Annotated in this window: 14 protein-coding genes; 7 read left to right on the top strand and 7 right to left on the bottom strand. The window is 48.7% G+C overall.

The window, feature by feature from the left end; translation table 11 throughout:
* Positions 1-51: 51 nt before the first annotated feature.
* The gene (locus tag DESTI_RS24815) at positions 52-315 is read left to right on the top strand and encodes a hypothetical protein (RefSeq protein WP_014812722.1); all 264 of its coding nucleotides are present in this window, start codon (positions 52-54) and stop codon (positions 313-315) included.
* Positions 316-322: 7 nt separating this feature from the next.
* Here DESTI_RS24815 and DESTI_RS24810 read toward each other — a convergent pair whose 3' ends face one another.
* Complete coding sequence (locus DESTI_RS24810; protein WP_014812721.1) at positions 323-2041, bottom strand: proline--tRNA ligase; 1719 nt, start codon at positions 2039-2041, stop codon at positions 323-325.
* Positions 2042-2366: 325 nt separating this feature from the next.
* Between DESTI_RS24810 and DESTI_RS24805 the strand changes: the two genes are divergently transcribed.
* Together DESTI_RS24805 and DESTI_RS24800 are read left to right on the top strand one after the other, a co-directional pair.
* Positions 2367-3323 carry a radical SAM protein gene (locus DESTI_RS24805; protein WP_157212267.1) on the top strand — a complete coding sequence of 319 codons (957 nt, stop codon included), beginning with the start codon at positions 2367-2369 and terminating at the stop codon, positions 3321-3323.
* A gap of 341 nt (positions 3324-3664) precedes the next feature.
* The gene (locus DESTI_RS24800; RefSeq protein ID WP_014812718.1) at positions 3665-4210 is read left to right on the top strand and encodes a hypothetical protein; all 546 of its coding nucleotides are present in this window, start codon (positions 3665-3667) and stop codon (positions 4208-4210) included.
* 332 nt (positions 4211-4542) lie between these two features.
* Here DESTI_RS24800 and DESTI_RS24795 read toward each other — a convergent pair whose 3' ends face one another.
* Positions 4543-5838: an IS110 family RNA-guided transposase gene (locus DESTI_RS24795; RefSeq protein ID WP_014808525.1), complete on the bottom strand. Its 1296-nt coding sequence runs from the start codon at positions 5836-5838 to the stop codon at positions 4543-4545.
* A 317-nt stretch (positions 5839-6155) separates the two neighbouring features.
* Positions 6156-7745 (bottom strand): class I adenylate-forming enzyme family protein, encoded by a 1590-nt coding sequence (locus tag DESTI_RS24785; protein ID WP_014812716.1) that lies wholly within the window; start codon positions 7743-7745, stop codon positions 6156-6158.
* Positions 7746-8439: 694 nt separating this feature from the next.
* On the opposite strand from DESTI_RS24785, the gene DESTI_RS24780 reads away from it, so the two are divergent.
* The 4 genes from DESTI_RS24780 to DESTI_RS24770 all read left to right on the top strand — a co-directional run bounded on the left by DESTI_RS24780 (position 8440) and on the right by DESTI_RS24770 (position 13600).
* Positions 8440-8859, top strand: a complete 420-nt coding sequence (locus DESTI_RS24780; RefSeq protein WP_041286469.1) for a hypothetical protein — start codon at positions 8440-8442, stop codon at positions 8857-8859.
* 10 nt (positions 8860-8869) lie between these two features.
* The gene (locus DESTI_RS24775; RefSeq protein ID WP_014812714.1) at positions 8870-11563 is read left to right on the top strand and encodes a KGGVGR-motif variant AAA ATPase; all 2694 of its coding nucleotides are present in this window, start codon (positions 8870-8872) and stop codon (positions 11561-11563) included.
* Between the two features lie 125 nt (positions 11564-11688).
* The gene (locus tag DESTI_RS31005; RefSeq protein ID WP_014812713.1) at positions 11689-11865 is read left to right on the top strand and encodes a hypothetical protein; all 177 of its coding nucleotides are present in this window, start codon (positions 11689-11691) and stop codon (positions 11863-11865) included.
* Between the two features lie 460 nt (positions 11866-12325).
* Positions 12326-13600, top strand: a complete 1275-nt coding sequence (locus DESTI_RS24770; protein WP_014812712.1) for a phenylacetate--CoA ligase family protein — start codon at positions 12326-12328, stop codon at positions 13598-13600.
* Positions 13601-13729: 129 nt separating this feature from the next.
* On the opposite strand, the gene DESTI_RS31840 is transcribed toward DESTI_RS24770, so the two are convergent.
* The 4 genes from DESTI_RS31840 to DESTI_RS24750 form a co-directional block, all read right to left on the bottom strand.
* A complete protein-coding gene (locus tag DESTI_RS31840) occupies positions 13730-13930 on the bottom strand; it encodes an FmdB family zinc ribbon protein (protein ID WP_014812711.1) in 201 nt (66 codons plus the stop codon).
* A gap of 10 nt (positions 13931-13940) precedes the next feature.
* The gene (locus tag DESTI_RS24760) at positions 13941-14132 is read right to left on the bottom strand and encodes a hypothetical protein (protein WP_014812710.1); all 192 of its coding nucleotides are present in this window, start codon (positions 14130-14132) and stop codon (positions 13941-13943) included.
* Between the two features lie 391 nt (positions 14133-14523).
* The gene (locus DESTI_RS24755) at positions 14524-15060 is read right to left on the bottom strand and encodes a hypothetical protein (RefSeq protein ID WP_014812708.1); all 537 of its coding nucleotides are present in this window, start codon (positions 15058-15060) and stop codon (positions 14524-14526) included.
* Positions 15048-15404: a hypothetical protein gene (locus tag DESTI_RS24750; RefSeq protein WP_014812707.1), complete on the bottom strand. Its 357-nt coding sequence runs from the start codon at positions 15402-15404 to the stop codon at positions 15048-15050. Before DESTI_RS24750 ends, DESTI_RS24755 begins: the two co-directional genes overlap by 13 nt.
* Positions 15405-15585 lie beyond the last annotated feature (181 nt).

Raw genomic sequence — 15585 nt, 5'->3', positions numbered from 1 at the left:
AGTTGCCTCCGGCTGCGGGGATACTCAGTACTGCATTCTTGAGGAGAAGCCATGGATAGAGTCGTTCGTTATACAGTCATCCTGCTGGTGCTGCTGTCATCCGTAGTCGTTTCGAATGCCGACCCCATCAGGTGGTCAGCGCCTATGAACGAATACCCCACGCAATGGTATCCCACGGCACCGCCTCCTCAGCAGAATCCGTACGGATACCAGTACCCTGCGGGATATGGATACGGTTATGGAACATGGGGACAGTATCCGTCAGGTTACCAGGGATTTTCGGGAAATCCGTATCACGGTTATTACGGATATTGAGAATTTCTCAGTTCTCTTCAGACCAGCTCATGAGTCCGCGTTTTACCGCGTCCACAATTTCTTCCAGTGCGACGAGTGTGACATCTCCGGTGCGTCTGTTTTTCAGCTCGACCTTCCTCTCGCCAAGCGCTTTTTTCCCGATGGTAACCCTGAAGGGAATGCCCATAAGGTCTGCATCTTTGAATTTGACTCCGGGCCGCTCGTCGCGATCGTCCAGGAGCACATCTATGCCGTTTTCCCAGAGTGCCTGATAAACTTGTTCTGCGGCGGATTCGATGTCAGAGCTCTTTGCGCCCACAGGAGTAATAAGAACGGTAAAAGGAGCAATAGGGGGAGGAAAGATAATACCGTTCTCGTCATGGTTCTGTTCGATTGCTGCTGCAACTGTCCTGCTCACGCCGATACCGTAGCATCCCATGATCATAGGCCGCTCTTTGCCGTCGGCATCCAGAAATGTCGCTGCCATTGCATCTGAATACTTGGTTCCAAGCTTGAAAACGTGACCGACTTCGATTCCTCGTGACAAAACCAACGTGCCGTCACATCGGGGACACGCATCTCCTGCCTGGGCAGCGCGAAAATCACCGAAATTGTCCACATGAAAATCAGCTTGCGGATTCACGTTGATGAGGTGAGCATCTTTTTCGTTTGCTCCAACAACTGCCGAGCCCATGCAACGGATATCGTTGTCCGCAAGAATAGTGATTCCTCGCAGATTCACCGGACCGGAAAATCCCAGTGGACCGCCTGTAACCTCCTGAATTGTCCGCTCGTCAGCAAGCTCCAGTTCCGCCACATTCAGAAAATTCTTCACTTTCACATCATTCAGTTCGTGATCGCCTCGGATCAGAACTGCTACCACGCTTTTCTCGGTCTTCAGAATGAGTGTTTTGATCAACTCTTCCGGGCGCACTTTGAGAAATTGCGACACTTCCTCTATCGTCCTCATGCCGGGAGTCGATACTTTCGTCAAAGATCCCTTTACTGCAGGTGTCACGGGTTCGCAGGGTCGCACTTCCGCTTTTTCCATATTTGCCGCATATTGACAGGAATCGCAAGAAACCACGGTATCCTCACCGGTATCAGCCAGCACCATGAATTCATGGGAAAAACTGCCGCCGATAGGGCCACTGTCAGCTTCTACGGCTCTGAAACGGAGTCCGCATCGTGAGAAGATCCGGGAATACGCTTCCTGCATGCGTCTATATGATTCTTCAGCCCCTTGCTCTGTGGCATCAAAGGAGTACCCGTCTTTCATCATGAATTCGCGGCCTCGCATTAGGCCGAAGCGCGGACGGATCTCATCTCGAAACTTGGTCTGGATCTGATAAAGATTCAGGGGGAGATCGCGATAGGAGCGAACATCGCGTCTCACGAGGTCTGTTATCACTTCTTCGTGTGTGGGCCCGAGGCAAAATTCCCGCTTATGTCTGTCACTGAATCTCAGGAGCTCGGTTCCGTACAGGTTCCATCTGCCTGATTCGATCCAGAGTTCCGCCGGCTGCACCATGGGAAGGAAGACCTCCTGAGCACCCGCAGCGTCCATTTCTTCCCGTACGATCTGTTCGAGCTTCCTCAGCGAACGATATCCCAGAGGGAGGTATGAATATATACCGGCAGTAAGTTTCCGTATCATGCCCGCCCTGAGCATCAAACGATGGCTGATGACCTCCGCGTCCGCGGGATCTTCTTTCAGGGTCGGCACAAAAAGCTGTGACATTCTCATAAACGATTTCACCTCTATTGTTCGATGCTCTTGCATGGAGCACTGTTCGATTTGATCTCCATAAGTAAGGTTTATACTACATCTGTGCTTGAGGGAACAGGAAGAGTCAAGAAGCCGAAGCATTTTGAGGAATAGAGGCGGCTTTAACGATGGGAACTCGTTATTTTGGTATCTCTCGAGCAATAACAGCAGGACTTTATTGTATGTTAGCTTTGAAGGGCTTGGTGTTGATCTCGCACAAAATCTGGCGTTCGTTCGAAGAGATTGCAAATGTCAGGTCGTGCGCTACACTGTTCTGATATTTCACCCTGAATAGATCGATCACATGACCCAACATAAAGGAAATCTCTGTCGAACTCGCGTTCCGGAGGTATACCGATTATTGTCCCCCTGCCGATTGTGTCCGCGCGCGTGCGGAGTGGATCGTGTCGGGGGGCAGCGCGGGTATTGCGGTGCAGGCCCGATACCCGAAGTGGCTTCCATTGTCCCGCATTTCGGCGAGGAGCCGCCGCTCGTTGTCAACGGTGGAGCGGGAACGGTCTTTTTCTCCAGATGCAATCTCAGATGCATGTATTGTCAGAATTTTCAAATCAGCCAGGGTAATATCGGATCGCCGATCCATCCTGAAGCGCTTGCGACCGCAATGCTCCATTTACAGGAACAGGGCTGTGCGAATATTGAATTCGTCTCACCGAACCATCACCTGCCCGGACTGCTGGAAGCACTGTCCATAGCATTCGACCGAGGCCTTGACCTGCCCATTGTGTACAATACCAACGGGTATGAAGCCCCGGATATTCTCGACTTGCTCGAAGGAGTCATCGACGTGTACCTGCCCGACCTGAAGTATGCTTCCGAGAAATTGGCCGGAAGGTATTCCGATGCATCGGAATATCCTCGTGTTGCTCGCGAAGCGATACTCAAGATGTACGCTCAGGTAGGCGATTTGCAATTGGATTCGGACGGTCGGGCGATCCGAGGAATGATTCTGAGACACCTCATCCTGCCTGGAGACATTTCCGGAACAAGAGAAACTTTGACCTGGATACGAGACAGTCTTCCTCGGTCTGTTACCGTGTCTCTCTTGGCCCAATATGCGCCGCTTCATCGAGCCTATGAGGATCTCCATCTGAGCCGTAAGATTACTCAGGAGGAATACGACCGCGTTCTCGATCTGGCATGGGATATGGGACTGGAAAACGCATTTATTCAGGATTTGGACTCACAGGATATGGGCATACCTGATTTTCGTGCAGAAAAGCCCTTTATTTGGAATGATTGAAGCATCGGCTGGATACAGCATGGGCGTTAAAATAAGGATCCGTGTAGCATGTGATGACCAAGGCGAACCGCATCGTTTTTTGTCAGAATGTCTGAATGACTGTCATTGCGAGCGAAGCGAAGCAATCGCCTGAAATTAGGCGCCTGAGTCCCAGGCGATTGCCACGTCGCTGCGCTCCTCGCAATGACAATTATCTGTTTCTTTGATGGTTTTATGCCTGTGGGTTTCGTAAACGCGTCTTCGGTATTTGAATGTTGACATCCCCAATACGGACCGCTACTCTCAATTACACCTTTCTTATTCGACTCTTTCACACCGCACTGCCGTCCAGGAGGGCATTCATGGAACCACGAACATTTGAACTGGAATTTGCAAAATTTATCGAACGATTCCATGAACAGATTAAAGAGGCCTTTTTTGAGGATGTTTTCCTCAAACGTGAAATCCTGACACAATACCAGATCGGAAGAGTAGTGCTCGAAGAACTGGCGGACAGCATTCTTTCCGAATTCACGGTGATGATCGATAAAAGGACCTCAGTCGCTGCAATCGCCGATCGGTATATCCATTTGGGAGCGCGCTGCTGTGCGGACGGCCTCAGCTTCTCGGAAGTGGTGCGTGTGTTCACGTTGCTCAAACGTCATATCTGGCTGTTTTTCCAGGAGAGCAATTTTGCAGGGCAACCTTTCGATGTGCGGTCGATCGTAGCGCTGAACAACAGGACAGCTCTGTTCTTCGATCGGGCTATCTACTATTTCCTGGTAGGATACGAGCAGGCAATTTCAGAAGATGAAACAGAACTGGAGATTCTGTACAAATCTATTCTCTCAAGGTTGAAAAAAGACCTCGGCCTGCAACAAGAAATCGAAAAAGCGGAAGAGTGTTGAAACCTGGCCGTACAAGTTTGCGTATCGATTCGAGTAGCTTATACGCAATGTGCGTTCAAAATCCCCCCATTCCCCCCTTTATAAAGGGGGGTTAGAGGGGATTTTCGTCCAACTTTGAAAGCATGTTCCCATGAAAGTCCCGAGCTACACAGCAAGGGTTTGAGGTTTTCTTATGTTCATGGTTGATCTCCATTCGAGAAAGCCGGCAAGTTTAAGAAGATTCCCATGCGTGGTCTCCGAAAGGAGCCGACAGTTTGTTGTGCCAGCCGGCGATTGGTCATGTTGGTATTCGAGCTCACGGCTTCAGTTTGCGTTTCGACTTTGATGCGCTTCTAAGTGAATATAGGTGCTTGGGCTGTTGCTGCCGGTTGATCCAGGGGTACGAGTTCGTACCCAATGAGAGACGCTTGCCAGGTAAGGTATTTTATCTTGGCCTCTCGGTTTCTTTCGAGCAGGTAAGTCTCTCCGAGATCTTTGAAATGTACTCCGTATTTGAGTACATGGTAAATGGTTTTAAGGATTTTGTGGGCTACTGCGATTATGGCCTTTTTGGCCCCCAAGCGCGCTTTCAGGGCGTAATATTTGGCCCGGTAGTAGGATCCTCGTGCCTTGATTGCCGGCCAGGCTACTTCAACCATGATGGTTTTTAGGTGGTTCTTTTTGACAGGGCTCTTGCCACTGAATCGCTTGCCACCGCTTTGGTTGTTTCCGGGAGAGAGGCCACACCAGGAAGCGAGGGCATGGGCGGTGGGGAACTCAGTCAGGGTTGGGCCTATCTCGGCCAATATGGCATGGGAGGAAACCGCGCCTACACCGGGAATCTCTTCGAGCCGCCGGATCGCTTCCTGAGCGTCTCTCATTACTTCCTTGATACGGGATTCAAGGATAGAGATTTGGGTCTCTAGGTTTTCGATCGTGTTGAGCAAAAGAGACAACAGGAACCGGTGATGGGCCTCGAAGAAGCCTTGGACAGAGCGATGGAGCTCCGCTGCCTTGTCTTGCAGCGATCCTCTCAGACAATTTTCAACCTCGGAAATCGTAGGGGAATTGTCGCCTGAGATTAAGAGTTTCATGAGGTTGCGGCCCGTTGCGCCGAACAGGTCGGATACCACGGAATCGATTTTAATGTTTGACTGTTGAAAGAGCTTGTGAACGCGGCGTTGGAAATCCCCGAGGTCTTCTTTGTAGTTTCTTCTCATTCGGGTCAAATCACGCCACTGTCTTTGATGTTTCGGAGGAATAAAGGCGGCCTTGAGCAGGCCGTGACGCAAGAGTCCGGCTAGCCATCTGCTGTCGCTGATGTCGGTCTTATGGCCTGGAACATTTCTCATGTGTCGGGCATTCACCAAGATAACCTTGACGGAATCTTCAAGGACGTTATGAACAGGAGTCCAATATGGTCCTGTACTCTCCATCGCAATTACAGGACACTCTCGTTCCAGGAGCCATTCCTTGAGTTTGATAAGGTCATCTGTGAATGTTTGGAACTCACGCATTTCGGATTGCTCTGTACCGGAACTGTCTGAATACAACAGACACGCTGACACGGAATTTTTGTGGACGTCCAATCCGCACGATATCTCGTGCACGACTGATATGGTAGTGTTATTCTGGTTTCTTGAGGGCATGACACGCCTCCTAGTGTTGTTTGATTTCATCTCATACTAGGCAGGTAGCCATGCTCTCATCTCAGTTCAAGGGACTTTCATCCTTCGTTGTGGCGCTCTTCGCCATGGGAGTTGGTATTATCCATTTCATAGTTATGCACATACGATCTCGAAGGCTGGGAGCGTCCCTGCCGGTCCATTCTATCGATATCATCGATCATATTGAAGATGTGCCGGCACGGAGGCCGGCACCCACAAATACTCCTATCGTCAACCGGACATTAACTTGGCAAATGGTTCATTCGCCGTGAGGCCGACCGGCGCGTCGGCCCGATTTTTCAACGACTCTGGCTCCAGGTGCCGTATTTTTCCCTGAGTTTTCTATGTAGGATCTTCCCCGTTCCTGTACGGGGCATATCGTCATCTTCGATAAAATCAAAAGTCTTCGGCACCTTGTATGCTGCGATTCTGTTTTTCGCGAATCTCTTCAACTCATCTTTCAAACCGTCAGTGACATCATGGCCTTCATTCAGGATAACCACTGCATGGACGGCTTCACCCCACTTTTCGTCGGGAATCCCGATTACCGCTACATCTTTCACCGAGGGATGTTCGCCCACCGCGTTTTCCACTTCCGATGGGAACACGTTTTCGCCGCCCGTTATGATCATGTTCGCTTTACGGTCCACAAGCACGTAGAATCCGTCGGGATCCCGGTAACACATGTCACCTGCAGTAAACCATTCTCCGACAAAAACCTCTTTTGTCTTCTCGGGCAGATGCCAGTATTCCTTGAAAAGTATGGGGGTGCGGGCATAGAGTTCGCCCACCTGTCCGTCAGGCACTTCATTTCCTTCTTCGTCCAGGACTTTGATCCTGTCCACCCCGAAAATCTCCTGCCCGATGGTTCCGAGTTTTCGGAGTTGATCTTCAGGTCGGCAGAGCGTAACCAGTCCGGCTTCCGTGGAGCCGTATGCTTCCCACAATTCGGCATTTTTGAAGAATTCCAGGATAGCGACCTTTGTGTCTCTCCTGGCAGGGGCCGAGGAAATCAGTAACTGCCGCATGCTGGAGACATCGAATTTCTTCTTTATTTCATCCGGAAGCGAAAGAATCATAATGTAATGCGTGGGTACCAGCGATACGAAGGTGATGCGGTGTTTTTCGACTGTGGCCAGAAAATCTTCCGGGTTGAAACTGGCTTCATTGTACACGCAGACCGGAGCAGTCACCAGAGTGTACGGAAACGAATAGAAAATGGAGTTCACGTGACACATGGGCATGACCATCATGACCTTGTCCGTCGAACGGACGCCCATGTTGGCGACGTCCAGGTAATACATGGCCATGTAGCTTTCGTGTGTTCTGACCACACCTTTGGGCTTTCCGGTGGTTCCGGAAGTGTACATGAAGGTCCAGGAGTCCGCTGCATCCACCATCACGTCCGGTTCTTCAGGAGATGACTTTGCAAGCCATTGCTCATACCCGATGTACCCATCAGGCACAGTATCTCCAGCATCTCCCAGATAAACGTAGTTGTCTGCGGCTATGGGGAACTTGCTCTTAATGCTGTTCACAAGACCGACAAACTGCTTTTCCACAATGAATGCTTTGCAGCCGGAATCGTTGACGATGTACTCGATTTCGGGTGCAGCCAGACGAAACATGAGAGGCACGCATATTTGCCCGCCCTTCGCACATCCCACGTACATCTCCATCCATTCCACCCGGTTGTACGCGATGACAGCAAATCTGTCTCCGTGAGAACAGCCCATATCCGCAAGACCGTTGCCCAACCTGCAGCTTCGCTCGTTCCACTCCCGAAAGGTGAAGTCACGTTTCTTGTCCTGACAGCCGAGCTTGTCCGGATAATGCGTCGCATGTTGGCTCAGGACTGTTCCCATGTGAATCCACTTACTTACCGTCATAAAGAATCCTCCTGACACACAGTATTCAAGGAAATTTCCCGCATGACTTTAGAAGCGATGCTACCGTAAAAACAGTCTTGAATGTCAGAGCTTTTTCTTAGGCTGTCGGCACGTGATATTCAAGAGAGGCAAGCGCATCGAAGCTCCTAAAAATGGCTTAGGTTGTATGAAGAAATGCCGCGGCAATCGAGCCGATCAATCTGCTTGACAGGGTTGTTTTGCTGAGATTTACTGAAAAGAAAACTACAAGAGCCCACGGCAATTATAATAGGTACTCGTCAGTTTACTGTCAACATGAATGTCCTAGACTAGAGGAGTGCTAAGGAACATCACTGATGGAGCGTTACAAACGAGCGGAAAAGTAGCCCACGCTGATTCACAATTTTAGCTTACAGATTTGTCGGATGAGATGAGCTATCTGTGGCAATCAAAGTCATGGAAGCTTATTGAATGGGATGTGACACACATGTTCAACAACCACTTTCATGGAATGAAGCCCAAATTGGAAGAGATAGATTTAGATCCACAGATCATTGGAGGCCCCAAAATCCTAAGTGGGATGCATTCATCTTATATTGCGATGATCCATTCATCAGCTCTAATGAGAGCTGAATCATATTAGGGGAATGCGGTTTCCGTTGCGAAGAATGTAGGAAGATTTCGCAAATTCGAGTTTTTTATGAAGGAGAACTCTATGTCAGTTCATGTTGGAGTAAGCGAGTTCCGGAAAGCTTATTTGGATCATCTGAAAAGCTCTCGGTTGACACAAAACGAAAATAGATCCAAGCTTTTGCTCCTTTTCTATGCAACCGAATGTGGCTTAAAATGGCTTCTAATGAGAGATATTTACAAAATAGCTAGAACAGAAAGTGTCCTCAAGAAACAACTGTTTTGGGGGCATGATTTGCTGGAATTTGCAAAAGAGGCAAAAATAGGTAAGAATTTTTTCACAGGAGGATCAGTGTTCAAGATACGAGATCGAAATAACCCCTGTACGTGCTCGCTGAAAGAACTGCATCAAGTTTGGCGGTATGGAAAAGAATTGGATCCAGTTGATGAGCAGAACGCCTCAATAATGCTGAAGAATATTTGTCAATGGCTGTCCAAGAAATAGGAGATGAGAAATGTTGCCACCTGACATAATGCTTTTCACATGGGTTGATGTCGAGGATTTGTTTCTCAGACTACAGCAAGAAGGTAATTGGCCTAATTGGCTAAGATGGGTGCGTGTCTATTGGGATGGGCTTACACTAGGAGTTTCACCAAATCTTGGGGAACAAGCGGTACAATGGTTAAGTGAGATTTTTGAATCACGCCTGAGAGAATCCGAGGGAGACAGGTTCATAATCTTGGAGAACTTTGCTGCGAATGAAAGATTGCTTCAAGTGTATATTGAAATTTCAGAGGAACAATCGGATAATCCGCGTCTCGAACCTACGTTGACGCGCCCAACTACCATATGGCCAATGAGCAAAGAAGCTCGGGAGTCAACACCTTTAGAAATATCGAGTGGTTCGGAATTACCCAGTATTGTGGCTTTCCACTCATTCAAAGGGGGTGTGGGGCGGACCATCCATGCCATTGCATTCTGCGAAGCATTTGTTGAGGAAACTGGCAAAAAAGTCCTTTTGGTCGACGCTGACTTGGAAGCGCCGGGAATAAGCTGGATGTTCGAGAAACGAATGCCCGAAATCCCGGTTTCCTTCTCTGATCTATTGTCATTGGCGCACTCGGACATAGACTCCAGTTTTGGTCAGGCAATTGAAATTTGCGCTCATCGGCTTCAGGACACATTGGAACGTGGGATATATGTGCTTCCTGCATTCAGGTCGCCTGAACAGGTCTCAAGCCTGGAAATTCGACCAGAGCACCTCTTGAAAAGCTCTGAGGACCCTTATGCTCTAACAATGCTTTTAGCGCACCTAGGAAAAAAACTTTCTGTAGATGTTGTGGTAGCGGATTTAAGAGCCGGTTTTTCTGAACTTTCCGCCGGGTTGATTCTGGACCCTAGAGTCTTCAGGGTGTTGGTAACGACTTTGAGCAGCCAATCCGTCCAAGGTACCTGTAGACTAATAGAACTATTGGCAAGACGTACACCTTCAGCAAGAGAAGACTGGCCGATTCCGGCCCTCATTATCTCTCAATATCCCGATGAATACAACATGTCCGAGTTTGCTTTGTCTGCGCAGGACCGGCTACAGGAAGCACTGGAGCAGTTGAAAGGAAGCGAGCCCGAGGCAAATTCTGATACCCTGATACCGGAAATTGTCGAATCTAGATTTGATCCATCTTTGTTGATCCTGAAGAAGGACTGGGAAGACATCCTCAAACAAGTACGTAACAGTCAATTAACACGAAATATCAGGAGCTTGATCGAATGGGTGGGTATAGTGAGGCCAAAAGAAGGCGGAGATTTAATCACTCCTTTGACTGAGTTGCCTAAGAAACGAGCGGATCTGAGAATTGTTTCGGCCGACCTTGAGTATGCTGAAAAAGCCAAATCTGAGGAGTTCTTGACCACTGGTGCACTCAGTCGACTTGCCGCTGATTACAGGGTTCGCGTTCCTATTTCTGTTATAGTGGGAGCTAAAGGCGCTGGTAAGACATTTACATTCCTTCAGCTGATTCGATTGAAGCACTGGGTCACTTTCTGCCAACGAGTGCATGAGACTGCAGACGTCCAAGCACAATTCTTCCCTTTTTTGGCCTCCAGAAACCTGGAGGATTCTGTTCAAGAAATGGTCGCAAGGACAGCCAGGGAAGTCTCCACAGAGATGAATTTTGCTGAATCAATGAACTCGACAGATATTCGAGAAAGAATTGAGGATTGGCTAAAGAGTCCCATGACGGAGGGTGAGTGGAGGCGTCATTGGATTGATCTATTAGCTTGGGCCGTAGGTTTTCAACGCTTAAAGGAAAACGCAGGAGAAGAATTTATTAACAAATTAAAATCATTGAACAAGAAATTGATCATTTTAGTTGATGGATTAGAAGAACTCTTTTTGGAAATATCCGATAATCATGAGCAACAAAATGCATTGCGTGCGCTGCTGCAGCAAGTTCCTGAATGGCTCCAGCAACAAGCTGGGAGACCTCTCGGTATCTTGCTTTTCGTAAGACGAGATCTCGTTTTGTATTCAATAAAACAGAATGCGGCCCAGTTTTTGTCGCGTTATGAATCTTACGCTCTGCGATGGAGTCAAGAAGAAGCCTTACGATTGGTGGTTTGGATCGCTCAGACCTCGGGCATCGATCTCGGAATGCCCCCTGACCGGGTGCAAGATGCTTCTGAAGAGGAATTGACAGAAAAGCTGGTTCCCATTTGGGGTACCAAACTTGGTAAGAATGAGTCTAAAGAGGCACGGACTGCAGCATGGGTCAAATATGCACTTTCCGATTTAAAACTGCAAATTCAAGCACGAGACGTGGTCCGGTTCTTGAAACTTGCCGCTGATGGGTCAGTGACAGATAAATTCTGGTCTGATCGAATCTTGGCCCCACCTGCCATTCGCAAGGCATTAAGAGAATGTAGTATTGGCAAGATTCAAGAAGTCAGTCAGGAGAATTATCCTCTTAGAGATGTATTTGAGAAATTAAGAAAAACGGAAACCGCCTCTCGGCAGATCCCCTTTAATGCAGATGAATTTAATCTGACTACTAAGGATCTTAAAATATTAGAAGAAAATGGGGCTTTATTGCAGGATGGTGAGGACTGTTATATGCCAGAGATTTTTCGCCAAGGTCTTGGGTTCACTCTAAAACATGGAAAGCGCCCTCGCGTTTTGGCTCTAGCAAAACGTGCCTCTCTGAGGGAATGATCTGGATCTTCACTTCAAGCTCTTGAGAACCTTCACTTTATCTTGGGTGCAGAATTTTTGAGCACATAACTCGCTACTATTCACTGTATTCGATTCCATGTATTAAGATGTGTCAGGAGTATCACATGGACAAAATGGCTCTCTTGAAGCGGTTATCAGACGAGCGGTACGAATACTTTGCAACGCAGGGACTCTCTCCCCTGAAATGCCGCCAACTTGTCGTTGAAAAACTGGATGCGTGGAAAGATCTCCCGATGGAGGAACTTCAGAGAATTCTCGACAATGAGGAATTCGGTAGTTGATCTTAAACCGGACTACGTCCCCTTCCGGCATTTCCGGGCGAGTTTCCTTGATTTCTTTGATGCCGGGGTGCTAAGTGTGTCCACAGGAAAGCATAAAAACAGACCTCTACTTTCGTGCAGTCCACGAAAAGGGGCACCGCCTGTTTCGAAACTATAAATCTGTAATCCGTTCTCTTTTATGTGTTTCCGGTCCAAATGAGATTTATCCAACCAGTAGCATTCCCAAAATTAATGCCCAATTGAGGAAGAGTATTGGTGGGTGCCGGCCTGCGTGTCGGCACACCTTAAATATAATAAATGATATCAATAGAATGGACCGGCAGGGACGCCGGTCCCCACTGATATCTTGAATTGGAGCGTGAGATAACCGTCAGAATTTTTGGGCAATCAGTCCGAGTCGAGACCGCCGGAATAACCATATTCTGGAAAGTTCTTTCCGATATTCTTTGAGGAGGCCCGAATGCATCACGTGGACAGAAACTCCGGGATTTTGAACTCAGAAGAAACTTTTTCCCCTCAGGACAGGAGGGCTTACCAGGAGCATTTCCTGCATGAGGTTGTCGCCCATGCATACGCCTCGGGAACACCGCTCAAGAAGGCCATGGATGACCGAGGCCTTACTCCCGGAGAAATCCGTAAGCTGGAGGATCTCCAAAAACTTCCGATTACAAAGAAGACCGATCTGGCTGAAGCTCAGAAAACGAATCCGCCGTTCGGAGGGTACGTTACCGTGCCCATTTCGCAACTCGTAAGAATACACCAGTCTCCCGGCCCTATTTACGATCCGGTGGGCAAAGTTCCCGATTACTGGCGATGGAAATCGGCTTTACACTCCGTTGGATTTCGGCCCGGCGACATTGTCGTGAACACCTTTGCTTACCACCTGACGCCGGCAGGACACATGTTTGAGGAAGGAGTGTCCGAGCTTGGGGGAGCCATCATACCTACCGGAGTGGGAAATACGGAGACTCAGGTGGAAATTATGAGAAAACTCCAGGTGACCGGGTACATCGGAACACCAAGTTTCCTCATCGCCATTCTCAAAAAAGCGGAGGAAGCGGGTATCGATCCCCGCAAAGAACTCAATCTCCAGATTGGCTTTCTCCTTGCGGAAATGTTGCCGGAATCTCTTCGCAAGAGGTTTGCAGACGAATACGGACTCATCGGCAGACAGGCCTACGGGACCGCGGACGTCGGATGCATCGCGTACGAATGCCCCCAGGTTTCCGGCATGCACATTCATCATGATGTGATCGTGGAAATCTGCAATCCCGAAACCGGCGAGGTCCTTGCCCCGGGAGATCCCGGAGAGGTAGTTGTTACCTGCAGAAACAAAATCTACCCCTTGGTACGTTTCGGCACAGGCGATCTTTCCAGTATCGTGGAAGAGCCTTGTCCTTGCGGTCGCACATCGCCGAGGCTGTCACGCATCCTGGGTCGTGCAGACCAACTTACGAAAGTGAAGGGAATGTTTGTCCATCCGTCGCAGGTGCAGAAGGTCATCGACAGTCATCCGGAAATCGCCAGAGCAAGACTCCTGGTGGAGCGGCCGAAAGATCAGGATGTTATGACCCTGGAAATGGAACTGAAAGGCAGTGCGGAAGAAGGATTGCTGGCTGCCGTGGAACGCACTCTTAGAGAAGTGGCAAAACTGAAGGGAGCAGCGAAGATAGTTCCCCCAGGATCGCTGCCGGAGGATCTGAAACTCATTGAAGATGTTCGGAAATGGGATTAATCGGAATAATACTGATTCGCTTCATGTATGTTGCTGCGGAAAGCGCGTAAAAATGAAGGCCCTTTCCTGAGAAAAGGGCTTTCATTTTATGGAGACTGAATGTCCCGCTCACGGCGGGGAAAATCAGTGTCACCCTCCCCCAGTATGACGGGTACCGCAGGAACCTGCTGATGCCTGCCGTTCCACAGGATTTGATGAAAAAACCGATAAGACCTTGCGCGTTTTTTCAGACCCGCAAACCGGACATGGGACCGGATCTGTATCAGAGGCAAAGATCAAGCGTTCGAACTCTTTTCCGCAGCTTTCACACTTAAATTCGAAAATCGGCATGCGCGCCCCCTTAACAGCTACAGCCTCCAGCGCCGCAGGAACTATTATCCAGTTCGGCAGTGGGCCCGAAAATGCCGGATCGAATGCTGATGCCTCCCGCCTCTCGGATAAGTTTCATGGCAAATGGATCGACAACGAGAGGGACTTCGTTGATCTCGTAAGAAGAATCGCCATCACGCGGCTCATCCAGAGCCAGTCCCATGCTGGGACCGCCTCAACCATAACCGCCGAAAAATACCCTGAGCACCTGTTTCTCTTTAAGTTTTCCCTTAAAGAAATCTCTGGCTTCATTGTCCATCGTAAACATACTAATACCTCTTGGCTCGAAAATAGAAGCAGTTGCACGTAAATATATTCATATATTCCTATATAGTCAACTCCCAAATGCAAAAAACTCTGAATCGATTCTACTGAAGCGGACAGAAGAGCGATCCAGGGGGACAGCTTTTTGCGCTATTCGTCTGATCGGAAGGATTACCGGAAAACTTCCGGGATACCGAATTTAGTCACGTACAGGAACTCAGTAATACCAAAGATATGCCAGCCACAATACATAAACGTGAAATCTTCATCTGATTCGTTCGGTGATCCTTTCAAAATATCTTGTCAAGCAAACTCTTTACCTTGTGGAGCTCCTCGGAAGCCGAGGGCGGGCGGCCTTTTGAACAGGTCGGGCACTCCGCTGTGTCAGTCTTCACGGGGGAATGGAACGCTTTCTTATCCACAGGACCGATGTAAGGCCGTGCAGTTCCCCCTGCAAGGTGGAGGTTCTTGACTGTGGATTCCAAATTATCCAGTATTTCGTGCTCTCCAGTCAATATCTTATCCCCGACCAGTATCAATGGCACAAAAAACCCCTTATCGGAATGAATCGCTTCCATGGCCCGGAATACGGCGTAATCGGATTCTTTGCTGATATCGTAACGTTTGACTCGCAAAGGATAGCGCAATTGCAGCACCTCTATCAGCTCCTTTGCTGCTTCACATTTGGCACAATCCCGCGACATAAAGAACACGGCCCAAACTGTGCTTTTGCGGTTCTTATGTTGCGCGGCCTCAGTCATTGCCGAAAAAGCAGTGAGAAATCCCAGAAAACAGATGATACAAACGCGTGGAGTCAGGCGTCGCATGTCTTTATCAGCTTCTTTTTAGCGGGAATAGGATAAAAGGTGTTCACGTTCTTGTGAGTCCTGAAACCGCAGGCTTCCCTCTGAATCAAGAGCCATCGAAGAGCGTCTTCAGCTTTATCCACGAATGCGTTGAATTCTCGAATCCTTTTGTTGATGAAATCTACAGGCGGTCTGCGTTCCCCCGGATGATTGCGGCAATTCTCCAGGAGTTGTTCGATTTCCCCGAGAATAATGTTCGCTTTATCTACCAAGTCCTCTACCTTGCTTCCCTGACTGCCAAGGGACTCGGCCATTTCCTTTACAATATCGATTTCCTGGGATCCAGGTTCCCGGAAGATTCCCATGTCGATTCACACCTCCTGATTGTACTGATAACATACAGCATGATCGGGGGCAAGTGCAGCAGAGGGGGTATTTTCAACAAAGCATCTTTATATCAACCAAGAGGACAAATTACTTCTCAATTTACTTGACATTTTCAATGTAACCTATTATGTATGGTGCACTTTATGTGACAGGACCCTC

It is taken from the genome of Desulfomonile tiedjei DSM 6799 (assembly GCF_000266945.1).
Lineage (GTDB): Bacteria > Desulfobacterota > Desulfomonilia > Desulfomonilales > Desulfomonilaceae > Desulfomonile > Desulfomonile tiedjei.
Note: the sequence above shows the minus strand (reverse complement) of the source record. Positions and strands in the feature narration are given on the sequence as shown.